The organism is Shewanella sp. Koi 1 (assembly GCF_052907445.1).
This window is the reverse complement of record NZ_JBREJM010000001.1, coordinates 1292627-1317676: the sequence shown is the minus strand read 5'-3', so window position 1 is coordinate 1317676 and position 25050 is coordinate 1292627. Positions and strand designations below refer to the sequence as shown.

Sequence of the window (25050 nt, the reverse complement as noted above, 5' to 3'; positions counted from 1 at the left end):
TACCTCGGCAATTCCGAGGTATTAGTCGATTATTTCGCCGTTAAACGGCGACAGGCGCTTTGATATGCGGGTGTGGATCGTAGTGAGTTAGCTCGAAATCTTCGAATTGATAATCGAAAATAGAAGCGGGTTTACGCAGGATCGTCATGGTGGGTAACGGTCTTGGCTCGCGGCTTAACTGCAACGCCGTTTGTTCCATATGGTTGGAATACAAGTGGGTATCGCCGCCCGTCCACACAAAGTCACCCAAAGCTAAATCACATTGCTGTGCCACCATCATGGTCAGCAGCGCATAACTAGCGATATTGAAAGGTAAGCCTAAGAACACATCACAGCTACGCTGGTACAGCTGACAGGATAATTTGCCATCGGCAACATAGAATTGGAAAAAGGCATGGCAAGGTGCCAACGCCATTTTATCCAGTTCACCCACGTTCCAAGCCGAAACAATCAAACGACGGGAATCGGGTTGAGATTTGATTTGTGCGATCACCTGAGCGATTTGGTCGATAGCATCGCCACTTTGGGTCGGCCAGCTGCGCCACTGCGCGCCATAGACAGGGCCTAAATCGCCGTTTTCATCGGCCCATTCGTCCCAAATACTGACTTTATTCTCACGCAGATAAGCAATATTGGTATCGCCCTTCAGGAACCACAATAGCTCATGAATAATCGAGCGCATATGGCACTTCTTGGTGGTCACTAAGGGGAAGCCCTTACTCAAATCGAAACGCATTTGATAGCCAAACACCGAGCGAGTGCCGGTACCGGTGCGGTCTGATTTATCCACACCTTCGGCTAAGATGTGCTTCATCAAGTCTAAATACTGTTGCATTACTGCTTACCCTCTGGACGAAGAATGAGATATAAACCGAAGAGGACCATCGGCACAGATAAGATTTGCCCCATCGTCATAAAGCCCCAGTAGAGACCTAACTGCGCATCGGGTTGTCTTACGGTTTCAACAATCATACGGAAAATCCCGTATCCGAGTAAGAACATGCCCGACACGGCGCCGACTTTCTTCGTTCGTTTACTGAACCAATAGAGGAGCAGGAATAAGGCGACCCCTTCAAGGGCGAATTGATAGAGTTGTGATGGATGACGAGGTTCTGGTCCACCACTTGGGAACACCATGGCCCAAGGGACATCGGTGACTCGGCCCCATAACTCACCATTGATAAAGTTACCGATACGGCCCGCACCTAAGCCAATAGGTACAACAGGTGCCACCATATCTGCGACCGCAAAGAAGGTACGCTTTTGCTTCCAGGCGATATAAATCATGGCGGTAATTACCCCCATCAGACCGCCGTGGAAGGACATGCCGCCTTCTGAGATCTTAAACAAATACATTGGGCTAGCGAGGAAATAATCGAAATGATAGAAGAGCACGTAGCCGATGCGGCCACCTAAAATCACCCCTAAAAAGCCATAAAACAGTAAATCGGAAACCTGTTCTCTTGACCATAAACCATTGGAGCGGTCGGCCTGGCGATTGAGTAACCACATGGCGGCGACAAAGCCAACTAAGTAAGTAAATCCATACCAACGCAGGGCGGGTTCAAAGGTTTGTCCAAAAATATCAAAGGGACCAAACTTCACGATCACAGGATCGATATTGGGAAAATTCAATGCCATAACTTATCCATCAACAGCCTCAAATCGAGGGCTAAACACTAAAAATCAGCTCAGAATTAATTTGAGACCGACACACAGGAGTAAAAGTGCAAATATTTTTTTAAGGACCGAGGTAGGCCAAGTGCTTGCCGCCTTAACGCCTACTGGAGCCATTAAAATTGAGGTTATTATTAAGCCAAATAGCGCTGGTAAATAGATATACCCTAAGGTTCCCTCGGGGAGATCCGGCGCGTTAAAGCCCGCGATTATATACCCTAAGCTGCCCGACAAGGAGATTAATAATCCAGTCGCGGCGGAAAATCCCACCGCTAGGCGCATCTGCAAACCAAAATAGGTTAAAAACGGCACTAACAAGACGCCGCCGCCAATCCCCATTAATCCTGCAATCGCGGCCACAATCACGGCCACCACAAACAAAATCATCGAGTTTGGCAGTTCTCGGTTCGATTCGGTTTTAAAGGGATAAGCCATTTGAATCGCCATTAACATCACAAATACCGCAAACCCTTGTCTGAGGGTCGCCGCAGGGATTTGTTCGGCAATAAAGCCGGACATCAAGGCGCCGAGAATAATCCCCGGGAACATGGTTCGAAACAATCCCCAGGGCACATTACCGCGTTTATGGTGCGCTCTTGCAGAAGAAATCGAGGTTAAAATAATCGCCGCAAGGGATGTGGCAATCGCAATATGGGGTAACTGAGCCGAAGTGATACCGACAGAAGGTAAGATATAAAGCAGTGCGGGCACGACAATTAAGCCACCACCGATGCCCAATAACCCCGCCATAAAACCGACAAATGCGCCTAAAGCCAAGCAAATAAAGAACACCGACAGCAAACTATCCACACGGGTACCTACAGCGTGATTAAGTGAAGCCTTAGCTTAAAGCAAAAGGCGCGATTAGTTAATTAAGAATTGTGGCCAATCCCTGCTGTGTTAAATATTCTTTAACCAACTCACGCACTTGGAAACCATTTGATAGGCTCAAAGCCTGCGACAAGAGTTGCGTCAAATCGGCGCGAGACACACGGCGCAGCAGGTAATTTATCCGCGCTAAACTGCCTTGGTTCATACTCAAATGCTGATATCCCATCGCCACCAACAGAATCGCCCCCATGGGTTCCCCCGCCAGCTCGCCACAGATACTAATATCGAGTTCATGGTAGTCACAATCGAGCCGAGCCTGGTGCAGCGCCCGAAGAATGCCTGGATGATAACTATCAAACAGGGAACTCACCCTTGGGTTGTTACGATCTACTGCGAGTAAATATTGGGTCAAATCGTTACTGCCGACCGACACAAAATCGACGCGTTTTGCGACTTCATCTAACTGATATAACAGCGCAGGAACTTCGAGCATAATGCCAATGCGCGGCATTTCAATCTGGCTGTTCACATCGTTCTTGAGTTCAACATAGGCCTGCTCTAGATAGGCCAAGGATTGATCAATTTCATCTAAATTACTGACCATGGGAAGTAAAATACTGAGCTGCCTGCCCTCTCCGCCTGCTTGCAACATCGCTCTTAGCTGTACGAGGAACAGCTCGGGATGATCCAATGATAAGCGGATACCACGCCAGCCGAGGAAGGGGTTATCTTCTTTGATCGGGAAATAAGGCAGCGGCTTATCGCCCCCCACGTCTAAGGTACGCATCACCACAGGACGCCCCGATGCCGCCGATAATACCTGTTGATAAACTTTTACCTGCTCGGACTCACTCGGAAAACGCTGCTGCAGCATAAAGGGAATTTCGGTGCGATAGAGCCCGATACCATCGGCGCCTTCGGCGATTTCAGAGGCAACGCCACTGAGTAACCCAGCGTTAAGATACAAACGAATACGCGTACCATCGAGCATGACAGACGGCAGGGCTAACTCCTGCGCGTATTGGCGTTGCAACGCCTTTTGCGCCGAAATCAAACTGCGATATTCGCTTACAATGGCGGGCGATGGCGACACCATCAATTGCCCACGGCTGGCATTGACCACTAATAACTTCTGGTCAATATCGGCCGACAACAATTGCTCAACGCCGGTAATGGCGGGCACGCCTAGTGCGCGCGCTAAAATGGCCGCATGGGAGTTAACGCCCCCCAGTTCAGTGACAATACCGGCTAATTTTTGTCGAGGGAATTCCGCCAGCAATGTTGCATCCGCTTCACGGGTAACGAGAATCACCGGCTTATCGGGCTCAAGCTCTAAACGCTCGGGTTCGATTAACTGCCTTAATACCTTTTGCCCAAGGTCACGAATATCGCTCGCCCGCTCCTTCAGGTAGGGATCTTCCATCGCTAAAAACTGTTGAATATAACGCAACGAAACTCGGCTGACCGCCGATTCGGCTTCCCATCCCTGCTGCACTTCACGGGCATATTCCCCCCCTAGGCTGGCATCATCGAGCAGCAGCTGCAAGGCATTGAATATCGAGGCTACTTCTTCATCCTGCTCACGGTCGAAACGTTGAGATAAGGCGCCGATTGCCTCCTTACAACGCCCCATCGCCGCTACTAGTCGGCTGGATTCGAGAGCAATATCCTCGCAGCGCACATCGGGCTGTTCGAGGGAGATTTCGCCACCGAGCACTAAGGCATGGGCAATGGCGATACCGCTAGATGCTGAGGTACCCTGGAATAAAATCTGTTGATGCAGCGAACTGACCTGTGCCTTTTGCTTTAATCCTCGAATAGCCATCGCGAGCTGCGCGGCCAAGGTCATTAAGAAGGCTTCTTCCCCTTCGCTAAACTGCCGCGCGCTGGCCTGCTGCACCACAATCACGCCAACTACGGCTTTTTGATAAATAATGGGAACGGCTAAAAAGGCACGGTATTCTTCTTCAGCGACTTCGGGGAAGAGTTTAAAGCGTGGATGCAAACGCGCATCGGCGAGGTTTACGGCTTCTTCGCGTTCAGCAGCCAAACCAACCAAGCCTTGGGTTAACGGCATACGCACGCGCCCAACGGCACTCTTTTCGAGGCCATCGGTGGCTGATAATACGAGTTCTTGCTGATCTAAGATGTAGACCGAGCAACATTGGGTTTCCATCGCCGCTTTGGTCGATGAAACTAGGACTTCTAATGCGGTTTCTAAGCTGTGGGCGGACGCCACAGCTTGAGTAATATCCCTGAGCGTATTTAACACTGTTTTCAATCCTCTTTTGAAAATCAGCCCGTTGTTCTTTGTCTTACCCGCTTCCTCGGAATTTCCTGGGTTTGGAATGACAATGCCGTTACCGCAAATTCTTTCATGACCTTACGATAAACATCACGCTTAAATGAGACAACTTGCCGCACAGGATACCAATAACTTACCCAACGCCAATCGTCAAACTCAGGGTGGCCTGAAGAACTTAAATTAATCGCACTATCTTGGCTTTTGAGTTGCAACAGAAACCATTTTTGTTTTTGGCCGATACACACAGGCTTGCTGTCCTGCCTCACTAAACGTTTAGGTAAACGATATCTCAACCAAGAACGGGTCGAGGTTAATATAGTGACATGCTCAGGTCTTAAGCCTACTTCCTCATACAATTCACGGTACATCGCCTCTTCGGCCGTCTCACCATCATCGACGCCGCCCTGAGGAAATTGCCATGAATGTTGTCCGAATCGTCTGGCCCACATGACTTGGCCGTATCTATTACAAATTATTATGCCCACATTTGCGCGAAAGCCGTCGCTATCAATCACATGGACTCCAAATAAGGATAACTTTTAATAAACCGATTGTTTCACAAAGCCAGTCTCTCAGCAAACCTCTATTTACAGCTATTTTTTGGATAAATACCCTCAACTTACTACTTTATCAACAATCCAAGGGTTTCAACCTTGGGGATATCCACATTTTCTGTGGATATCTCTGTTTGAAACTAAGGTAAACTAGGTATATCGTTCAAAAAACATCAAATATCGTTCATGACAGCCTGCTTATTTAAATAAAATAAAAAATATAAAATCATAAGGTTACATTTAACCAGCGTAAGAATATGTGACTTAAAAACTAAAAAGCTCACTTTTTAACCTAATGCGAGTTATCCGATTTCATCCGAGTTACACCTAAATGTTATACACAGAGCTCACCCAAAATTACCCACACTCCCGTGGAAAAATGCCCCTTTTAGCCATTGACTCACGATTTTTATTCGGTTAAAGCCCACTGCATTGTGAGTTATCCATAATATCTGTGGATAAATATGTGAGAAACGCAAGGGAAAACCGAGAGTAACTTTGAACACTTTCGCAGGTATTGGAATGCAAACTGACAACTAGCATTAAAATCATGCACTTACAGATTTATCTGTGAGTACAATCTTATCCTTTTTTGAGTGCTTAATTTTTAACCTCTGTTGCTAAGCACCTATTTTCCAGTAAAATTCGCCCTATGAAACCAATAATCCCTCCTCAAAATCTGAGCGAACTGCTCGAACGTGCCAATATGATGGCCGGCATCTCTTTGGCCCAAATTGCAGCCCACCGAGGGATTACTGTGCCTAAGGATCTGAAACGAGATAAGGGCTGGGTCGGACAACTCATTGAAATGGAGTTAGGAGCAACTGCCGGCTCAAAGCCCGAGCAGGATTTTCTCCACCTCGGCGTTGAGCTAAAAACCATTCCCATCGATAGCAAAGGCAAACCACTGGAAACCACCTATGTGTGTGTGGCGCCGCTAACCAATATCAAAGGCTTAACTTGGCAAGACAGCTTAGTGTGTCACAAGTTACAGCGTGTGCTCTGGGTACCCGTTGAGGGCGAGCGGCATATTCCTGTGGGAGATCGTCGAGTCGGCACCCCCATATTGTGGGAACCCGATCTCCAAGAGCAAAGGTTACTGCAACAGGATTGGGAGGAGATAATGGAACTTATCGCCTTAGGTAAAGTGGAAAAACTCACCGCAAGGCATGGCGAAGTGTTGCAACTGCGCCCTAAAGCCGCCAACAGTAAGGCGCGGACCCAGAGCATTGCCGAGGACGGTAGCCTGAAAATGACCAATCCACGGGGTTTCTATTTAAAGACCGCTTTTACCGCCATGCTATTAAATAAGGTATTTGGTTAAATTTTCGTAGCTATATAGCGTTGGATTGATCCAGATCACAAATATCGCTGGCACTCTAGTGATGATTTTCTATAAACTACGGCATCCTGAAATATATGGTCGTATTCGGATACAAAACCCGTTGTGAGAGCACGTAGACAAGCGAAAAAACTTCTTTTTGCGATATTAGCTTGGGCGATAGCCATGGCTGCGTTCGTGTTTTTCCGATATGCACAGTCGCCAGAGTTACCACAATGGGCTGTCGGTTCGGCCGATCTCGCGACGCTTGCCGTCTACATGGGCATCATTTTTGGCAGCCTACATTGGATGTCGAACCTGATCGCCGACTTCAGCGCCATCAATCGTCTTCCCTATGTTTTCTCAGTGATTTTTAAAGGTTTGTTCCTGCTACTCGGGGCGACGACCTTAGCCTATATGACCCAGTTCTTGAATATGTGGGCCATTGAAAATCATATGTCGACCCTAAGGCAAATGCTCACGGCGCATATTCTCTATAGTCCGTCCTTCCAAGCGCTCATCGTCTATTTAGTGGTTGTTCGGGTCAGCTTAGCCTTTGTCGAACAAATGGCACTCTTAGTTGGGCCGCGTATTCTGCTCAATATTGGTTTAGGTAAATACCATAAACCTAGGTACGAACAGCGTTTATTCCTTTATTTAGATATGGTTGCCTCGACAACCCACGCCGAATCCCTCGGGGATTACCGTTTTAGCCGTCTCATTCAAGACAGCTTTAGCCTGTTATCCGATACTGTGACTAATAACGAAGCCGAAATTTACCGTTATATGGGTGATGCCGTATTGATCCACTGGCCGTTAGAAGAAGGCGTGGTGCACGACCGCTGCATGAATATCTATTTTGAATTTAGCCAGCAGTTAAATTGGCAGCGACGTTACTTTGAAGAGCACTATGGTTTTGTGCCCAAATTTAAGGCTGCGGCCCACTGTGGACAAGTGGTTGCTGCTGTGGTTGGTGTGCAAAAACAAGAAATTAGCTTCTTTAGTGATGTGCTAAATACCTTAGCTAGACTTCAAGATCAGTGTAATCCACTGGGGCAACGCATGTTGATCTCAGGTGCGTTGGCGGGTCGACTCGACAATCCCAATAGCGAATACCGCTTAACTAATTTGGGTCCAGTCAAATTAAAGGGGAAACAACACTCGATTGAAGTGTTTGGTGTTTCCCCTCTCTAATATTCTAGCTTTAACTTACAGCGATTATTCCATTTCTTTGGTTAACAGCTTTTGAATAAGCAAACCTAAGGTACGGAAGGTCAAAATCCGGCTGGTTGTTTGTCGCCAAACTAAGCCGATATCACGGTAAGGCGCTTCACCTGGCGGAGTCATCACCACCAGATCGGTATCATTTAAGATGCCAGCATCAATCGCCATTTGCGGCAAGAAGGTTGTGCCCAGCTTACTATCCACCATTTGTACTAAAGTATGCAGACTGGTTGCAGCAAAGGGATTCACCTTAGCGCTGTCACCTAACTGACAAGCGGTAATAGCATGCCCTGTAATACAGTGTTCACTCTGCAGCAGGAAGATACTCTCATCGGGCAAGGTCTGATAATCGATAGGTTGATGAATGCCACCCACTAAATCTTTATGGATCACCATCTTAAAGGGGTCTATCCCGACTTTCATGCTGTGGTAACCACTGGTATCCACGGGTAAGGCGAGGATCAGTAAATCCAATTCCCCTTTGCCTAAGGCATCGAGCAAACGCTCAGTAGTATCCTCTTTGAGTAATAAACTCATCGCCGGATAAGCTTGCTGACATTGCTTAACCACGCGGCTTAATAAAAATGGTGCAATCGTTGGAATACAGCCTAAGCGGATATCACCAGTCATTGGTTCACCCTGGTTTTTAACCAGTTCGACTAAATCATCCACATCCGTGAGTATTTTGCGGGAACGCTGCACCACTTCTTCGCCAATAGCGGTGAACATAAAGGATTTATGATCACGTTCAATTAATTGATGGCCAAGCTGTTCTTCAAGATTCTGGATCCCGCTCGACAGCGTTGATTGGCTCACAAAACACACCTTAGCGGCGCGGTTAAAATTCTGCTCTTGGTGAAGATTCACCAAATAGAATAAATTCTTAAGGCTAGGTAAATTTTTCATTTAATCGATTGCCACTAAGGTTATGAATTAATAAATTTAATCAACTCTAGCATAAGTTATCAACTAAAACGCGGCTGAATTGCTCAATAGTGTGAGCAAAATCGATTTTCAATCAAAGGAAAAGGTAAGAGAGCACTTACAGCGTACAAACGGATGGAATAAACACAGGAGATAAGACTTGGAGGTGCAACATCGCGCTGCACCTCTAGGCGACAAACTAAGCTTTAGCCTGTAGGAATTGCTTTAACTGCTGGAGATCGGCACTTGCAAATTCAACAATTTGCGCGACCCACGTTCCATGCTCAGCTTCCCAACGCGCTTCTTCACCATGTTGGAGTAACTGGGCAATTTGCTGAATACGTTTTAAACCGACTGAGCCCGCCGCACCTTTAAATTTATGGGCCTCGGAGCATAAAGTGTCCTTATCGGCAGCTTCGTTAGCCTTGACTAGATTCCCTACATACTCAGGCATTAATTGCTCAAACAAGACCACACTCTTTAGCAGAGTTCCGGCACCAATCGCACTGCAATACTGTTCTAACGTATTGAGATCTAGGATTGTTTCTAATTCAACTGTGGCCATCTAGGCCTCCCTTAAGTAGTCCAATGCTTAAAACACGTTTATGACATGATACCCACTAAAATTGTCAGTGCAACTTATAGCAGCATTTGTGGTCAAATCACGGTTTATTTAACAAAATTTCAACTATTTCAAACACTCTCAGCGATAAATTGAGATCAACTGAATCCCTTCAAGCAATATGGTCATTATGGTCGCGCTAATGCCGCGCCTTGTCCACCCTTACGCGCAAGATCCTCAACAATTGCCACTAACCCATTCCAACGATAGCCGCACCAATCAGGCGCGAGTAGTATCGGTTTTTTCGCATAGGCGGTCACCCGATGAAAAATCACCTCTTTCGGTGTATGCCGAACCAGTTCGCCGACACAAGCCGCATACTCCTCAATACTGAGCAAGGGTAAACGTCCTGCACGCCAAGCTTTCGCCATCGTACTGCCCTCGACGACATGTAATGGATGTAGCTTTAAGCCATCGACGCCCTGCGCCAGAACCGCTTGCAGTGTCGCCATATAATCGAGGTGAGTTTCACCGGGTAAGCCTAAGATAAGGTGAGTACAAACTTTTAAGCCTCGGCTTCTGGCCCGTACAACTGTATCGCAATAACAGGCAAAGTCGTGCCCACGGTTAATCTTATGCAAGGTGCTATCATTGGCGGTTTGCAATCCAAGCTCCAACCAGACATCGACGCCCTTTTGCTGATAACTCGCTAATAAATCTAACACATTATCTGGCACACAGTCGGGACGAGTGCCGACACACAGGCCCACAATCTCACTGTCCTTGACCGCTTCATCGTATTTAGCCATCAACACTTGATACTCATCATAGGTACTCGTATAGGCTTGAAAGTACGCGATAAATTTATCTGCGTTCAGCTTAGGTTTCGCCTCTTTATAACGGGCTTTCCCCTGCTGTAATTGCTCACTAATGCTGAGCGTTTCCGCCTGCTGATAACTAAAGGAGGCCACATTACAAAAGGTACAACCGGCACGTCCCAGAGTGCCATCACGGTTAGGGCAAGTGAATTTGGCATCGATAGTCAGCTTGCGTAAGCGCTCGCCGTATTTAGCCTTACACACGGCACCGAATGTGTTTACGTATGCATCGAGCCCCATTAGCTCGCCCGCCAAATTTCATGTCGTTTCATTAAAAATAACCAAGATAAAATCACAAAAAAGAAGGAGTAAAGACGTGTGTTTAGATGAAAAAACTCATGATAAACAAAGCGAGCATGGTTTTCTTGGTGGTAAATCAAACTCCCGTTAGATTCACAGCGTCAAAGCTCAAAACCTGAGTCATTGCTCACAGTGTCTTTACACTCCGTGATTCCACTCACAGGCAAACAGAATAACAATTCATTTATTTCATATTTTTATACACGCACTGTATTTGCAATAAAAATCACTATTTCTAAATCAAAAACAATCGCCCTTAATGTTACATTTTAGTAACCCCATCGTTTTTCATTTTTTAAAATTCTTTTTATTCATAATGTTATACAGCACTTTAATCAGTTAACGTCAACGTCAAGTAATTATGTTTTGTGTATAAAACATGAATGAATACCCATATTTTATGCAAATTTTTGGTTTGACCTTTAGTTAATCTCAGGATAATTTGGGTGGTTCGGGTGCATATCTATAGAAAGTCTTTACATTTCTCCCGAGTAGTAATTTCGTTGAGGTCAAGGGAGGTTTTTGTATGAGCTTATATCATCCCAGTTTTGAGCGGGACAATTGTGGTTTTGGCTTGATTGCACAAATGGATGGCGAGGCCAGCCATCGTATCGTGCGCACCGCCATCCATGGCCTCGATCGCATGAAACACCGTGGCGGTATCGCCTCTGACGGTCGAACTGGGGACGGCTGTGGTTTATTAATGCAGCTACCATTGCAATTCTTTGAAGCCATTGCCGCGGAAAATGACTGGCACCTGAGCCGTAAATTCGCCGTGGGCATGTTGTTTTTAAGTCAAGATGAAGAACTGGCCGACCAAGCCAAGTTTATTCTCGAACGCGAACTCGAGCGTGAAACCTTAAGCATTGCCGGCTGGCGTAAAGTCCCCGTCAATCCTGAGGTATTGGGTGAGATTGGTAAATCGAGCCTGCCGCAAATCTATCAAGTCCTGATCAACGCCCCGATTGGCTGGCGTGAGAAAGATCTTGAGCGTCGCCTCTACATGGCTCGCCGCCGTTTAGAGCAACAAATTACTGACGATAAAGACTTTTATGTCGCGAGTCTTTCAGGCCAAGTCATAGTCTACAAAGGCTTGATGATGCCTGCCGACTTGCCCGCATTCTATCCTGACCTTGCCGACATCCGTTTGAAGAGCTCTATTTGTTTATTCCATCAACGCTTTTCAACCAATACTTCACCTAAATGGCCACTCGCTCAGCCCTTTAGATATCTTGCCCATAACGGCGAGATCAACACTATTACCGGTAACCGCCAATGGGCCCGTGCCCGTGCCTACAAGTTTAATTCACCACTGCTGCCCGACTTACAACAGGCGGCACCCTTTGTGAATGAAACGGGCTCCGATTCATCCTCCCTCGATAATATGCTCGAGATGTTGCTCTCGGGCGGTATGGACCTATACCGAGCCATGCGTTTGCTTATTCCGCCAGCGTGGCAGAGTAACCCAGAGATGGATGATGAGCTAAAAGCCTTCTATGACTTTAACTCCATGCATATGGAACCTTGGGATGGTCCTGCGGGTATCGTAATGACCAACGGTCGCCACGCCGCTTGCGCAGTGGATCGTAACGGTTTGCGTCCATCACGTTATGTGATCACTAAAGATCGTATCCTCACCCTCGCCTCCGAAGTGGGCATTTGGGACTATGCCGCCGATGAAGTGATTGAAAAAGGCCGTGTCGGCCCTGGTGAGCTGTTAGTGTTAGATACACTCAATGGTCGTCTGTACCAGTCATTCGAAATCGATAACGACCTTAAGCGTCGCCACCCCTATAAAGAGTGGATGGCGAAAAACAGCCGTACTCTGGTACCAGCCGAGCAGTTAGCAACGGAGCAACATGGCGCTAGCGAATTAAGCCCTGAGCAACTGCTGCAATACCAAAAGCAATTTGGTTACACCCGCGAAGAGCTTGAACAAGTGATTTGGGTGCTGGCAAAACAAGGCGAAGAAGCGACAGGTTCCATGGGCGACGATACGCCAATGGCCGTATTGTCGAAAAAGTCACGCTCGCTCTATGACTATTTCCGACAGAAATTCGCTCAAGTCACTAACCCGCCTATCGATCCGCTGCGTGAAAAGCACGTGATGTCTCTGGCGACCTGTATCGGCCGCGAGCAAAACCTCTTCAACGAAACCACTGGCCATGCTTATCGAGTGATGTTCAACTCGCCGATATTATTATTCAGTGATTTCAACCAATTACTCGGATTGGATAGCACTTACTATCGCGCCAATATCGTCGACTTAAACTACGATCCGAAGGAAGGCTTAGAGCACGCTATCCGCCGCATCACCTCGGAAGCCGAGCGTTTAGCTCGCAGTGGCACTACACTGCTGATTTTATCCGACCGTGCGATTGATAAATCGGCGCAGGTGATCCCAGCGGCCATGGCGGTTGGCGCAGTACAACAAATGCTGGTGAGCAAGAGCCTACGCTGCGATACCAACATCATTGTTGAGACTGCTTCGGCGCGGGATCCGCACCACTTTGCAGTGCTACTCGGCTTTGGTGCTACGGCGATTTATCCGTATCTAGTGTATGAATCAATCTCAGATCTAGCGAAACGCCATCAACTGACCGATACCACGGCGCTGATGCTGAACTTCCGCTACGGCATCGAGAAAGGCCTGCGTAAGATCATGTCGAAAATGGGGATCAGCACCGTCGGCTCCTACCGTTGTAGCCAACAGTTTGAGGCCATTGGTATTGCCAGCGATGTAATTGAACTCTGCTTTAAAGGAGTGGTGAGCCGTATCGAAGGCGCCAGCTTTGAGGATATCGCTCAAGATCAAGCGCTGCTGCATAAAGCCGCTTACCGCGCCCATGTGCCACTGCCACAAGGCGGTTTACTCAAATATGTAGATGGCGGTGAGTACCACTGCTTCAACCCAGATGTGGTCAACACGCTGCAGGCGTCATTAATCGACAAGAATTTTGCAACCTACAAGAAGTTCGCCGAATTAGTCGATAACCGCCCGGTTGCTACCCTAAGGGATTTGATTGGCATTAAAGCTGACCAAGCCGCAATTGAACTGGATAAGGTCGAGGCTGCCAGCCACTTGTTCCCGCGCTTTGACAGTGCGGCCATGAGTATCGGCGCCCTAAGCCCTGAGGCCCATGAGGCATTAGCCATCGCCATGAACCGTTTAGGTGGCCGCTCCAACTCGGGCGAAGGTGGTGAAGATGCTCGCCGCTTTAATACCGAGCGTAACTCGGCGATTAAACAAATTGCGTCGGCACGTTTTGGGGTAACCGCCCATTACCTAGTCAACGCCGATGTGTTGCAAATTAAAGTCGCACAGGGCGCAAAACCCGGTGAAGGCGGACAACTGCCAGGCCATAAGGTGAGTGTGGAAATTGCAGGGCTGCGCCACGCACGCCCAGGTGTAACCTTGATTTCACCACCACCGCACCATGATATTTATTCTATCGAAGACTTAGCCCAGCTGATTTTCGATTTAAAACAAATCAATACCAAGGCACTGATCTCCGTGAAGTTAGTGTCTGAGCCAGGTGTCGGTACGATCGCCACAGGTGTAGCAAAAGCCTACGCCGATATGATCACCATTTCTGGCTACGATGGTGGCACGGGCGCGAGCCCTATCACTTCGGTGAAATACGCCGGCAGCCCATGGGAACTCGGCCTTGCCGAAGTGCATCAATCTCTGGTGGAAAATGGTCTGCGCCATAAGATCCGCTTGCAGGTCGATGGCGGCCTAAAAACCGGAACCGACGTCATCAAGGCAGCCTTACTCGGCGCCGAGAGCTTTGGCTTCGGGACTGTGCCTATGATTGCCTTAGGTTGTAAGTACCTGCGTATTTGCCACCTGAACAACTGCGCTACTGGTGTCGCAACTCAGGACAAGAAACTGCGCGATAACCACTACCACGGCTTACCAGAGCGAGTGATGACTTACTTTGAGTTTGTCGCCGAGGAAGTACGCGAGTGGATGGCAACGCTAGGGGTCAGCAAATTCGAAGACTTAGTGGGCCGCAGTGAGTGGCTACATACCTTGGAAGGCCAGACCGATAAACAACGCGGACTCGATTTAGCGCCGATCCTGTATCAGCCAAAGGTTAGAGCCAGCACCTCGCGCACTTGGCAGGAAACCAATCCACCAGCGGATTTAGGCTTACTCAATCAACATCTGCTCAACGAGTGCCAGAGTGCGGTCGATAAGGGCGAGTGTTTCGATGCCGCTTACAGTATCAACAACACTGACCGCTCAGTGGGCGCACGCCTGTCGGGCTATATCGCGACTACCCTTGGGGTTAAAGGCACTAAGGCACCGATTAAACTCAGCTTTAATGGCAGTGCCGGCCAAAGCTTTGGGGTATGGAATAGCCCAGGCCTTGAACTCAAGCTCTGCGGTGATGCCAACGACTACGTCGGTAAAGGCATGTCGGGCGGCAAGATTGTGATTTATCCACCGCTAGGGAGTCCATTCCAGAGCGAGCGCAGCGCGATTGTCGGTAACACTTGTCTGTATGGCGCGACTGGCGGACGCTTCTTCGCAGCGGGTCAAGCGGGTGAACGCTTCGCGGTACGTAACTCGGGCGCCATCGCCGTAGTTGAAGGCTTAGGCGATAACGGCTGCGAATACATGACCAGCGGTATTGTCGTTGTACTCGGCAAAACCGGGGTCAACTTCGGCGCAGGGATGACGGGCGGCTTTGCTTATGTCTTCGACCAATTTGGCCGCTTTAACCGCCGCGTGAATAACGAGCTTGTCGATACCCAAAAACTCGAGTCACCTATCCATCAACAGCATTTGAAAGGCTTGATTGAAGAACATGTGGCCGAGACTGGCAGTGAGCACGCGAAGATGATCTTAAGCGATTTTGCCAACTGGTTAGATTGCTTTGTTTTAGTGAAACCGAAAAATATCGCCGTTGCAGATCTGCTCAAATTAGAGCAATCGAGCCCGGAACTAGCAGTTAAAGCGGGGTAATAGCAGATGAGTAACGATTTTCAATTTATTGAAGTGGGTCGTAAAGACCCAACTAAACACCCTGCAGCAAAGCGTTCGACTCAGTTTATTGAGATTTATCAGCCCTTTGCTCAAGCTCAGGTGACTGAACAGGCGGACCGTTGCCTCGATTGCGGCAACCCTTATTGTGAGTGGAAATGCCCGCTGCACAACTATATTCCCAACTGGCTGAAACTGGCGCAACAGGGCCGGATCATGGAAGCGGCGGACTTAGTCCATGAAACCAATACCCTGCCCGAGATCTGCGGCCGCGTCTGTCCACAGGACAGACTCTGTGAAGGGGCTTGTACACTAAACGCCGACTTTGGCGCCGTGACTATCGGTAATGTGGAGAAATATATTACTGATACCGCCATCGCCCAAGGCTGGCGTCCAGATATGAGTAAGGTCACGCCACGCAAGGAAAAGATCGCGATTGTGGGCGCTGGCCCTGCAGGTTTAGGCTGCGCCGATATTCTTGCCCGTAATGGGGTTAAGGCTGTGGTATTTGATAAGTATCCCCAGATTGGTGGCCTGCTGACCTACGGTATTCCCGCCTTTAAACTGGATAAAGCCGTGATGGCAACTCGCCGCACTGTGTTAGAAGGCATGGGCATCGAGTTCAAACTGGGCGTAACTGTGGGTAAGGATGTTGCCTTTAACCAACTGCTTGAGGAATACGATGCCGTCTTCCTAGGTATGGGAACCTACACCGCCATGAAAGCGGGCCTTGAGGGCGAAGATGCCCAAGGCGTGTACCAAGCTCTACCCTACTTAATTGGTAATACCCATCACCTGATGGGCAGCAGTAATCCAGACACCCCTTACCTGAATCTTGCCGGTAAGCGCGTCGTGGTCCTCGGTGGTGGTGATACCGCCATGGACTGTGTTCGCACCGCCGTGCGCCAAGGTGCCAGCAGTGTGATTTGTGCCTATCGCCGTGATGAAGCCAACATGCCAGGTTCACGCCGCGAAGTGCAAAACGCCCGTGAAGAGGGAGTGAACTTCCTGTTTAACCGTCAACCCGTGGCGATTAAAACCCAGGACGGTAAAGTGGTGGGTGTGGAATGCGTTGAAACCCAAATGGGTAAAGCCGATGCGAGTGGTCGTCAACGTGCAGAAGCAATTGAAGGCAGCGAGCAGTTACTCGACGCCGATGCGGTGATTATCGCCTTCGGTTTCCAACCTAGCCCTGCGCCTTGGTTTGCCGATTACGGCATTGAACTCGACCAATGGGGCCGAGTAAAAGCCAGTAAACAGGCCGATAACCCATTCCAAACCACCAATCCAAAGGTATTTGCTGGCGGCGATATGGTCCGTGGCTCGGATCTGGTTGTGACCGCTATTGCTGAAGGACGTGATGCCGCGCAAGGTATTCTTAACTATTTAGATTAATTGTTTTTTGTTGTACCGCTGTACCTGTGAGTCTCGGACTCGTACCCACGAGTCCACCATTTGCTTGTGAATTTTGGCGCACCTTAGGGTGCGCATTTTTTTACCTTCCGCGCGTTTTATCCCACCCCAATCAAGCAATCGCAATCCCACAATAACGCCAAAGCATAACTGTGGTATATTAGCCGCCATTCTGTTATCCCACTCTTTTAGTGGCATCACACATTCAGTTGAATCAAAAGGGTCTCCCATGAAAATTGGTATTATTGGCGCAATGGAGCCAGAAGTTGCCCATCTTATTGCGGCTATGACAAACGCCTCTTCGCAAACGATTGCAGGTATTGAATTTATCGCTGGCACCTTAGCGGGCAAAGACGTTGTAGTGACACGCTCTGGTATTGGTAAAGTCGCCGCTAGTATCGCCACCACACTGCTGATTGAGAAATACGCCCCCGATGCAGTAATCAACACAGGTTCTGCGGGTGGTTTTGTCGATTCACTGTCGATTGGCGATATCGTGATTTCATCTGAAGTGCGCCACCACGATGTGGATGTCACCGCATTTGGTTACGAAATTGGCCAAATGGCGCAGCAACCTGCAGCCTTTATTCCAGCGCCATACTTAGTCGAAGCGGCCAATAAGGCCATCGCACAATTAGGCGAAGTGAAAGCGATTGAAGGCTTAATCTGTACTGGCGATAGCTTTATTTGCGACCCTGTTCGCACCAAGACCATGTTAGAGCACTTCCCAACCATGGCGGCCTGTGAGATGGAAGGCGCGGCAATTGCCCAAGTTTGTCACCAGTTTGGCGTGCCATTCGTGGTGATCCGCTCGCTCTCTGACAACGCCAACAACGACTCACCGGTCGATTTCGATTCTTACATTGTGAAGGCTGGTTACCATTCAGCATTGATGGTGATGTTGCTGCTTGAGCAATTAGATCCAAACTCAGTAAAGTAATTGACTAAAGCATGATTGCGGAAAGTACCTGATGCACAGTTCTTTTTATCAACAACTTGTCGAAATTGATGGCGCTTTGTTTGAGGGCTTCTTGGTACTTTTCTTTGCTTTACTGTTGGCGCGTTTAGCGCCATTGCCGAGGGAAATGCAGCCACTGATTTGGTTTAGTCACTTAGCCAAACAGCTCGCCGCCAAAGTCAATCGCCCCGGGCGCGCGCCTAGTCAACAGGCGACCGCCGGCTTTTTAGCCATGTTGCTGCTGGTGTTTCCCTTCTGGGCGATTATCACTTTTTTACTCGAGCTCGCCGCCTTCCCTTGGTTCTTTGAGTTTTTAGTTCTGTATCTGTGTTTGACGGATGCAGGCTTTAGCCAAGTCGCCGACGAAATAGCTAAAGCATTGAAGCGCGAGGATAATGCCAGCGCAAAAAAGCTATTACAGCCGTGGATTGTCCGTGATACGGATAGTCTGTCGGAAGTCGGTTTAACCAAGGCCACGATAGAAAAGCTCGCTACCGCACCGATTTACGGCACGGCATCGACTATCTTCTTCTTTGCGATCGCAGGCGCCCCTATGGTGCTGGCGGTCAGAATGATTAAACAACTCGAACTCAGTTGGCCGCCCATTCAACCTAAGTACCAACACTTTTGCAGTTCGGTGCATGTTATCTCTACGGCGCTGCTGGCTATCCCTGCTTGGTTATGGAGCCTGTCGATTGCGATTCAGGGCGGCCCCAAGGCCTTAGCATTGCTGTTTCGCACCTCTAAAAATCATCCTGCCCTGCGGGGTTATGTGATGAGCGTGTCCTTAGTGGCAAACATTTTAGGCATTGAATTGGGTGGACCACAGAAGTTTTCGGGACAGCGCATTGATGTGGCTAAGATTGCCCATGGGCCACAGCCGCACCAAGAGATGATTGCCCCAGCGGTAAAACTGACATCGCGTGCCTGTGCTATCTGGTTTAGCTTTATTACCTTACTTCCTATCATTTGGGCGGGTTTACGCTGGCTACAAACCCTGTGATATGATGCCTTTAATCTTAACATTGGGTTAAAGGCTGACTATCTTGTTCGAAAACATGCATGTTTCATTAACAACTCCCGCCTTGTTATTTCCGGCAATCTCACTGCTATTACTGGCCTATACCAACCGTTTCTTTGCACTGGCAGCACTGATACGTCAGCTCAGTAACGGTGATAAACCCGTGCATAAGGATCAGATTAAAAACTTAAGCCAACGGATCCGGATTATTCGCCGCATGCAGGAGGCCGGCGTATCCAGTTTTGCCCTGTGTGTGCTCTGTATGATTTTTATCTATATCGGTTTTAATAAGACGGGCTCGGTGATCTTCGGTGCTAGCTTGCTACTGCTGCTCTATTCACTGATTTTATCTGTGATAGAAATTCGTATCTCTGTGGACGCACTAAACATCCACATCAAAGAGATGAGTAAATGAGCCACTGGATTTACTTCTTCGATTTATGTGGCACAGCGGTATTTGCCCTTTCCGGCGCTTTAGCCGCAGGTCGTCACCGTATGGATCCCTTTGGCGTTATCGTGCTGGCCTCGGTGACAGCGGTCGGCGGTGGCAGTATCCGCGATGCGCTGATTGGTGCGACGCCCGTGTTTTGGATCCGCGACCCTAACTACATCATTGTCATACTCGCCACAGTCCTAGCTTGTTTGCTGTTGGTGCGCCGCCCCCGCAAGATGCCGCAATATACGCTGCCGGTCGCCGATGCCTTAGGTTTGGCCCTGTTCACTGTGATTGGTGCCGAAAAAGCCCTCAATATGGGACTCAGTGGCATGATTGCCGTCGTGATGGGCTTGATCACGGGCGTTGGAGGAGGCATTATTCGAGACTTACTGTGCAGACAAATCCCTATGGTGTTACGCACAGAAATCTATGCCACAGCATCGATTATTGGCGGCATAGGTTATACCGTAAGCCTTGCCTACGGGATGGGCGAAAAAACGGCACTATTTTTAGCCATGACCAGTGCCTTAATCATTCGCCTATGCGCCATCAAATGGCATTTGTCGTTACCCGCCTTTGATCTCAAAACCAAGAGGGAATAGTTTGCGATTATTGTGTCTTTTAGTCTGTCTTATTTGGGTTCCGGCCTTGTTTCCTGCGTCAGTACACGCTAACTCAGGGGAAATGCCAGCAGAACAGCAGTTAGCCGTAAAATACATGAACGCGCTAACCGAGCACGACTATCAAACACTCGGCAAATTCTATAACCGTGATACCGTCTTCTTCGATAAAACCGCTAATCGTAAATACACGGGTGGGCGGTTTATTATCGACTTCTTTGAGCGCGCCCACGAAGGTGTGCTCGAATATGATTTCAATATCGAGCATATGTATAACGCAGGCTCCCTCGTGGTGATGATTGGTAACTATCACTTTAAAGGGCCCGGCGAGCAGTTTGGTAAACCCGGAAAAATTATTGATGTCGCCATTCCTGGAGTCACCAGCCTTAAGCTCGATATGCGTAATCACAGGGTCACAGAGCATGTGGATCTGATTGATTACCAGACCATGTCAGACCAATTAGCGATGCAGTAGTCACAAAATTTAGCTTTTATTGAAACTTGAGCCCTCAAAACGAGTCGAAACCTGCAATGAGTCAATACGACTGAGGTGCGGCATCCTATGCCCACGGGTCGTTTCGTTTCAATGAGGTTTGTATGAAGTTGTTTGGACTGATTGCCCTACTCGCCCTGAATGGCCTAATGCTCGCGCCCCACGCACAGGCGCAGCAGCCGATTATTGTGTCCTACGCGGTGCAACCCGTAAGCCATTTCAACCAGCAACTGCGGGCCGCCCAGGAGCAACATCAAGCCTGGAGCGAAGATCCCAGCGCCATCAGTAGCCAATATGCGGGTAAAAAATTTACCCTTGTTCGTACTCAGCCCACCAAGGATGGAATATTTACCTATCAAGTGAGCGAGTTGTCGCAGCAGCACCCACAAATGCTGTTAATTTTGTCGCTTAAGAAAAGTGCCCAACGCTGGCAAGTGGATTCCGCCCAACTGGCGTGGAAGTGTCGCGATGGTCAGCATTTCGGTACCGACAGATGTAATATCGGCGAGCATGAGGCCAGCACAGCACCTTAAGCACTGCACCTTAAGCACAGTCTCTTAAGCTATCGAGATAAAATGCAGATATAAAAAGAGCGCCCTTAGGCGCTCTTTTTACTGCTTGGTAAGTACTTATTAACCTTCTAAGCACTCACTGGCTGTAGTCACATGGTGACATCCGATTCAGCTTAAACCAGAGTCACTTTCGCGAACTTACGCTTACCGACTTGGAATACGGCAACCGTGCCAGCGCTTAAGGTCATACGGCTATCGTCAACCTTCTCACCGTCCATCTTCACCGCGCCTTGCTTGATCATACGCATCGCATCGGAAGTCGACCCCACTAAGTCGGCATCTTTAAGTAAGTTAGCAATCGCTAAGCCTTCACCCGCCGCTAATTCAACCTCAGGGATATCATCTGGGATAGCGCCCTTTTGGAAACGGTCGATAAAGGCTTGATGGGCACTCTCGGCCGCCGCTTGGTCGTGGAAGCGCGCGATAATTTCTTTCGCGAGCGCAATCTTGGTATCACGAGGGTTAGCACCGTTGGCGATATCTTGTTTGAACTGTTCAATCTCGGCCAAAGGACGGAATGACAGTAGCTCAAAGTAACGCCACATTAATTCGTCAGAAATCGACATGATCTTGCCAAACATTTCATTGGCGGGCTCACTCACACCAATGTAGTTGTGCGCCGATTTAGACATTTTCTTCACGCCGTCTAAACCTTCAAGCAGTGGCATCATGATCACGGCTTGTGGTTTTTGGCCTTCGGCTTTTTGTAACTCACGGCCCATCAACAGGTTGAACTTCTGGTCGGTTCCGCCTAATTCAACGTCGGCCTTCAGGGCTACTGAGTCATAACCCTGTAAAAGTGGGTACATAAATTCGTGGATAGCGATCGACTGACCCGAAGCATAGCGCTTCTTAAAGTCGTCACGTTCCATCATACGAGCAACGGTTTGCTGCGAGGCTAAACGGATCATCCCCGCTGCGCCTAATGGCTCTAACCAGCTCGAGTTGAACTCGATACGGGTTTTTGCAGGATCCAGAATTTTATAGACCTGCTCTTTATAAGTCTCGGCGTTGGCTAATACTTGCTCACGGGTGAGGGGTGGACGCGTGCTGTTTTTACCACTTGGATCACCCACCATACCGGTAAAGTCACCAATTAAGAAAATGACTTCATGACCTAACTCTTGGAATAATCTTAATTTATTTAAAATTACTGTGTGTCCAAGATGGATATCCGGTGCGGTAGGATCAGCGCCTAACTTGATACGAAGTGGACGTCCTTCTTTGAGTTTTTCCAGCAGATCCGATTCGAGTAGGATCTCATCGGTACCACGTCTAATTTCTGCTAATACTTGGTCTAAATCAGCCATCTCGGCGGGGACTCCTAAGGCCATGATCATAAAATGAGGAGACTTATGTTACTTGTTAGCCACCACAATTGAAAGTGTGTACACTAACGGGATTATTCAAGCCTTAGGTAATCGGTATCGGCGTCACATGGGAAAGGTTATAACGTTATTTAAATTGCTGCCTAAAAAGCATCAAATTCTCCTCAGCATTCTTTCTGTTATCACTACGATAACCCTGCTCTTTCCCTCTGAAGAAGCGCAAGCTTCAAGACAAACTCAAGGTGTCGCAGACCAAGCTCAAGTCAATACAATTACGATGTTCCCTTAGCCTTTCGCTCACCAGAGCGTCCAGAAGGTGTTGAGGGGCAATCGCAAGATGCATCCACCAACGCCACGCCGTTATCTTCGGCCGACACCTTAGCCGCAGGCAATGTGCCCGCCAGTGAAACCTTAGAGAGCGCCCACCATAGGGACGTTGAACATTTTAATGTGAAAAATGGCGATACCTTAGCCGCGGTATTTGAGCGCGCGGGACTCACCAGCAAAGATGTGTATGAAATTACCCGGTTGCCACTCGCCAAACAGAATCTGTTAAAAATCATCCCCGGCGAAGAAATCGTGATTTCAAAGGATGCTAAGGGCGATTTAACCGAAGTCCGCTATCGTGTCGATGCGGTATCGACTTTAGTGATCACTAAGGATCAGGAAAAGTATTCCGAGAAAATCTCCGAAAAAGACATTGAAATCCGCACCCAGTTCACCAGTGCGAAAATCAAGAGTAACTTCTGGAATGCCGCCGTGGATGCGGGTTTAAACGCGAACCAAATTATGCAGCTCTCGACCGTGTTTGGCTGGGATATCGACTTTGCCTTGGATTTACGTGAAGGCGACAGCTTCGCCATTATCTATGAGCAGGAATATGCCGAAGGTGAGTTTTTACGTAACGGCAATATCCTCGCCGCCGAGTTTATCAACCAAGATGAGCGCTACACTGCGATTCGTTATACCGACGGCAACTACTACTCCGAAAACGGCACTAGCATGCGTAAGGCCTTCCTGCGCTCACCGGTCGACTTTAAATATGTCAGCTCTAACTTCAACCCGAAACGCTTACACCCAGTGACGGGGCAAGTTAAGGCTCACCGCGGCGTTGACTATGTTGCCGCCATTGGCACCCCCATTAAGGCGGCGGGTAATGGCCGAGTTATCGAATCCGGCTACAATCAATTTAACGGTAACTATGTGTTCATTAAGCACAACGATACCTACACGACTAAGTATTTGCATTTGACCAAACGCAACGTCAGTAAAGGGGCCAGCGTTAAGCAGGGGCAAATTATCGGCACCTTAGGTAAAACAGGACGCGTCACCGGCGCTCACCTACACTATGAATTTATCGTTAATGGCGTGCACCGTAATCCAAGAACGGTTGATTTACCTAAGGCCGAATCGATTGCCCGTAAAGAAAAGCCACAATTCGATGCACTCAGCAAACAGTTGATGGCCAGCATTTCACAGAACAAGCAAACCCAATTGGCGATGCAATAACGACGGACGGATCCCCTACATGAACAAGGCTTATTATATTGGACTGATGTCTGGCACCAGCATGGACGGCGTTGATGCGGTGTTAGTCGACTTTGCGGGCGAGCAGCCACAGCTTATCGCAACGCATACCGAGGCGATTCCAAGCCATTTGCTTAAGGGATTGCAGCGCTTATGCCTGCCTGGCAATGATGAAATCAACCGCCTTGGTCGCCTTGACCGCAGTGTGGGTAAATTATTTGCCCTCGCAGTCAATAACTTGCTTACCAAAGCCCAGATAGCCAAAGAAGACATCATTGCCATTGGTAGCCATGGCCAAACCGTGCGCCACATGCCAAATCTAGAGGTGGGTTTTACCCTGCAAATTGGTGACCCAAATACCATTGCAACCGAGACTGGCATCGATGTTATAGCCGATTTTCGTCGTAAAGACATTGCCTTAGGTGGCCAAGGTGCGCCACTAGTGCCCGCCTTCCACCAGCAAACCTTTGCCCAAGTGGGTAAAAAGCGCGTGATCCTCAATATCGGCGGCATTGCCAATATCACCTATCTGACCGGGAATCGTGAAGAGGTCCTAGGCTTCGACACAGGGCCAGGCAATACGCTGATTGATGCCTGGATCCAGCAAGTGAAAAATGAGCCCTATGACAAAGACGGCGAATGGGCTGCTTCGGGCAACACCGACCAACAGCTATTGGCGCAATTGCTGTCGCACCCTTATTTCTCCCTCGCCTATCCCAAGAGCACGGGGCGTGAATTGTTTAATCAGGCTTGGTTAGAGCAGCAATTATCAGAGTTTAATCAACTGGATGAAGAAGATATCCAATCGACATTACTCGATTTAACCTGCCACAGTATCGCCCGCGATATCCTTAAACTCGCCCCAGTGGGAGAGTTATTTGTCTGCGGTGGTGGCGCCTTTAATACCGAGTTAATGCAGCGCTTAGCGGCGCTACTGCCGGATTATCACATCGATACCACCTCAGCACTCGGTGTCGACCCTAAATGGGCCGAAGGTATCGCCTTTGCGTGGCTCGCAATGCGCCACAATTTAGGCTTACCCGCTAACCTACCTGCGGTGACAGGCGCTTCGCGCGAAGCCGTATTGGGCGGACGCTTTAGCGCTAAGTAAAG

Annotated in this window: 20 protein-coding genes and 1 pseudogene; 12 read left to right on the top strand and 9 right to left on the bottom strand. The window is 48.6% G+C overall.

What is annotated here, in order from left to right:
• Positions 1 to 40: 40 nt before the first annotated feature.
• The 5 genes from thyA to rppH are packed head-to-tail and all read right to left on the bottom strand — an operon-like array spanning position 41 to position 5328.
• A complete protein-coding gene (gene thyA, locus ACUZ8J_RS05850) occupies positions 41 to 835 on the bottom strand; it encodes a thymidylate synthase (protein WP_086903299.1) in 795 nt (264 codons plus the stop codon).
• Positions 835 to 1641, bottom strand: a complete 807-nt coding sequence (gene lgt, locus ACUZ8J_RS05845) for a prolipoprotein diacylglyceryl transferase (RefSeq protein WP_089067262.1) — start codon at positions 1639 to 1641, stop codon at positions 835 to 837. The genes thyA and lgt overlap by 1 nt, the downstream gene beginning before the upstream one ends.
• A gap of 45 nt (positions 1642 to 1686) precedes the next feature.
• On the bottom strand, positions 1687 to 2487 hold the full coding sequence (locus ACUZ8J_RS05840) for a sulfite exporter TauE/SafE family protein (RefSeq protein WP_086903298.1): 801 nt from the start codon (positions 2485 to 2487) through the stop codon (positions 1687 to 1689).
• A 58-nt stretch (positions 2488 to 2545) separates the two neighbouring features.
• Positions 2546 to 4780 (bottom strand): phosphoenolpyruvate--protein phosphotransferase, encoded by a 2235-nt coding sequence (ptsP, locus tag ACUZ8J_RS05835; RefSeq protein WP_446693328.1) that lies wholly within the window; start codon positions 4778 to 4780, stop codon positions 2546 to 2548.
• A 23-nt stretch (positions 4781 to 4803) separates the two neighbouring features.
• Complete coding sequence (gene rppH, locus ACUZ8J_RS05830; RefSeq protein WP_011623615.1) at positions 4804 to 5328, bottom strand: RNA pyrophosphohydrolase; 525 nt, start codon at positions 5326 to 5328, stop codon at positions 4804 to 4806.
• A gap of 691 nt (positions 5329 to 6019) precedes the next feature.
• Here rppH and mutH point away from each other — a divergent pair.
• Together mutH and ACUZ8J_RS05820 are read left to right on the top strand one after the other, a co-directional pair.
• The gene (mutH, locus tag ACUZ8J_RS05825) at positions 6020 to 6691 is read left to right on the top strand and encodes a DNA mismatch repair endonuclease MutH (protein WP_446693327.1); all 672 of its coding nucleotides are present in this window, start codon (positions 6020 to 6022) and stop codon (positions 6689 to 6691) included.
• Positions 6692 to 6814: 123 nt separating this feature from the next.
• Complete coding sequence (locus tag ACUZ8J_RS05820) at positions 6815 to 7882, top strand: adenylate/guanylate cyclase domain-containing protein (RefSeq protein ID WP_041412723.1); 1068 nt, start codon at positions 6815 to 6817, stop codon at positions 7880 to 7882.
• Positions 7883 to 7906: 24 nt separating this feature from the next.
• Here ACUZ8J_RS05820 and oxyR read toward each other — a convergent pair whose 3' ends face one another.
• From oxyR to ACUZ8J_RS05805, 3 genes are all read right to left on the bottom strand, one after another.
• Positions 7907 to 8818, bottom strand: a complete 912-nt coding sequence (gene oxyR, locus ACUZ8J_RS05815; RefSeq protein WP_086903133.1) for a hydrogen peroxide-inducible genes transcriptional activator OxyR — start codon at positions 8816 to 8818, stop codon at positions 7907 to 7909.
• A 217-nt stretch (positions 8819 to 9035) separates the two neighbouring features.
• On the bottom strand, positions 9036 to 9401 hold the full coding sequence (locus ACUZ8J_RS05810; RefSeq protein ID WP_086903132.1) for an Hpt domain-containing protein: 366 nt from the start codon (positions 9399 to 9401) through the stop codon (positions 9036 to 9038).
• 185 nt (positions 9402 to 9586) lie between these two features.
• The gene (locus ACUZ8J_RS05805) at positions 9587 to 10516 is read right to left on the bottom strand and encodes a TIGR01212 family radical SAM protein (protein WP_446693326.1); all 930 of its coding nucleotides are present in this window, start codon (positions 10514 to 10516) and stop codon (positions 9587 to 9589) included.
• Between the two features lie 586 nt (positions 10517 to 11102).
• Between ACUZ8J_RS05805 and gltB the strand changes: the two genes are divergently transcribed.
• From gltB to ACUZ8J_RS05765, 8 genes are all read left to right on the top strand, one after another.
• Positions 11103 to 15551: a glutamate synthase large subunit gene (gltB, locus tag ACUZ8J_RS05800; RefSeq protein ID WP_446693325.1), complete on the top strand. Its 4449-nt coding sequence runs from the start codon at positions 11103 to 11105 to the stop codon at positions 15549 to 15551.
• Positions 15552 to 15557: 6 nt separating this feature from the next.
• Positions 15558 to 16964, top strand: coding sequence for an FAD-dependent oxidoreductase (locus ACUZ8J_RS05795; RefSeq protein ID WP_446693324.1), 1407 nt, complete (start codon positions 15558 to 15560; stop codon positions 16962 to 16964).
• A gap of 247 nt (positions 16965 to 17211) precedes the next feature.
• Entirely contained in the window at positions 17212 to 17922 is a 711-nt protein-coding gene (locus tag ACUZ8J_RS05790) for a 5'-methylthioadenosine/adenosylhomocysteine nucleosidase (RefSeq protein WP_037427597.1), read from the top strand.
• A gap of 31 nt (positions 17923 to 17953) precedes the next feature.
• Positions 17954 to 18943: a cobalamin biosynthesis protein CobD/CbiB gene (locus ACUZ8J_RS05785; protein WP_446693323.1), complete on the top strand. Its 990-nt coding sequence runs from the start codon at positions 17954 to 17956 to the stop codon at positions 18941 to 18943.
• 55 nt (positions 18944 to 18998) lie between these two features.
• Positions 18999 to 19376: a DUF2721 domain-containing protein gene (locus ACUZ8J_RS05780; protein ID WP_011623626.1), complete on the top strand. Its 378-nt coding sequence runs from the start codon at positions 18999 to 19001 to the stop codon at positions 19374 to 19376.
• Entirely contained in the window at positions 19373 to 19999 is a 627-nt protein-coding gene (locus tag ACUZ8J_RS05775; RefSeq protein ID WP_086903127.1) for a trimeric intracellular cation channel family protein, read from the top strand. Before ACUZ8J_RS05780 ends, ACUZ8J_RS05775 begins: the two co-directional genes overlap by 4 nt.
• Before the next feature lies 1 nt (position 20000).
• Complete coding sequence (locus ACUZ8J_RS05770; protein ID WP_374918541.1) at positions 20001 to 20492, top strand: nuclear transport factor 2 family protein; 492 nt, start codon at positions 20001 to 20003, stop codon at positions 20490 to 20492.
• 122 nt (positions 20493 to 20614) lie between these two features.
• The gene (locus tag ACUZ8J_RS05765; protein ID WP_089067254.1) at positions 20615 to 21043 is read left to right on the top strand and encodes a hypothetical protein; all 429 of its coding nucleotides are present in this window, start codon (positions 20615 to 20617) and stop codon (positions 21041 to 21043) included.
• A 152-nt stretch (positions 21044 to 21195) separates the two neighbouring features.
• Here ACUZ8J_RS05765 and tyrS read toward each other — a convergent pair whose 3' ends face one another.
• On the bottom strand, positions 21196 to 22392 hold the full coding sequence (gene tyrS, locus ACUZ8J_RS05760; protein ID WP_011626902.1) for a tyrosine--tRNA ligase: 1197 nt from the start codon (positions 22390 to 22392) through the stop codon (positions 21196 to 21198).
• Positions 22393 to 22519: 127 nt separating this feature from the next.
• Here tyrS and ACUZ8J_RS05755 point away from each other — a divergent pair.
• Together ACUZ8J_RS05755 and ACUZ8J_RS05750 are read left to right on the top strand one after the other, a co-directional pair.
• Positions 22520 to 23919, top strand: a pseudogene (locus ACUZ8J_RS05755) (peptidoglycan DD-metalloendopeptidase family protein).
• A gap of 19 nt (positions 23920 to 23938) precedes the next feature.
• Positions 23939 to 25048, top strand: coding sequence for an anhydro-N-acetylmuramic acid kinase (locus ACUZ8J_RS05750; protein WP_109285512.1), 1110 nt, complete (start codon positions 23939 to 23941; stop codon positions 25046 to 25048).
• Positions 25049 to 25050 lie beyond the last annotated feature (2 nt).

Coding starts and splice junctions, on each gene's coding strand:
- thyA (WP_086903299.1), bottom strand. CDS start 835: ATGCAACAGTATTTAGACTTGATGAAGCACATCTTAGCCGAAGGTGTG.
- lgt (WP_089067262.1), bottom strand. CDS start 1,641: ATGGCATTGAATTTTCCCAATATCGATCCTGTGATCGTGAAGTTTGGT.
- mutH (WP_446693327.1), top strand. CDS start 6,020: ATGAAACCAATAATCCCTCCTCAAAATCTGAGCGAACTGCTCGAACGT.
- oxyR (WP_086903133.1), bottom strand. CDS start 8,818: ATGAAAAATTTACCTAGCCTTAAGAATTTATTCTATTTGGTGAATCTT.
- ACUZ8J_RS05810 (WP_086903132.1), bottom strand. CDS start 9,401: ATGGCCACAGTTGAATTAGAAACAATCCTAGATCTCAATACGTTAGAA.
- ACUZ8J_RS05805 (WP_446693326.1), bottom strand. CDS start 10,516: ATGGGGCTCGATGCATACGTAAACACATTCGGTGCCGTGTGTAAGGCT.
- gltB (WP_446693325.1), top strand. CDS start 11,103: ATGAGCTTATATCATCCCAGTTTTGAGCGGGACAATTGTGGTTTTGGC.
- ACUZ8J_RS05795 (WP_446693324.1), top strand. CDS start 15,558: ATGAGTAACGATTTTCAATTTATTGAAGTGGGTCGTAAAGACCCAACT.
- ACUZ8J_RS05790 (WP_037427597.1), top strand. CDS start 17,212: ATGAAAATTGGTATTATTGGCGCAATGGAGCCAGAAGTTGCCCATCTT.
- ACUZ8J_RS05785 (WP_446693323.1), top strand. CDS start 17,954: ATGCACAGTTCTTTTTATCAACAACTTGTCGAAATTGATGGCGCTTTG.
- ACUZ8J_RS05780 (WP_011623626.1), top strand. CDS start 18,999: ATGCATGTTTCATTAACAACTCCCGCCTTGTTATTTCCGGCAATCTCA.
- ACUZ8J_RS05775 (WP_086903127.1), top strand. CDS start 19,373: ATGAGCCACTGGATTTACTTCTTCGATTTATGTGGCACAGCGGTATTT.
- ACUZ8J_RS05765 (WP_089067254.1), top strand. CDS start 20,615: ATGAAGTTGTTTGGACTGATTGCCCTACTCGCCCTGAATGGCCTAATG.
- tyrS (WP_011626902.1), bottom strand. CDS start 22,392: ATGGCTGATTTAGACCAAGTATTAGCAGAAATTAGACGTGGTACCGAT.
- ACUZ8J_RS05750 (WP_109285512.1), top strand. CDS start 23,939: ATGAACAAGGCTTATTATATTGGACTGATGTCTGGCACCAGCATGGAC.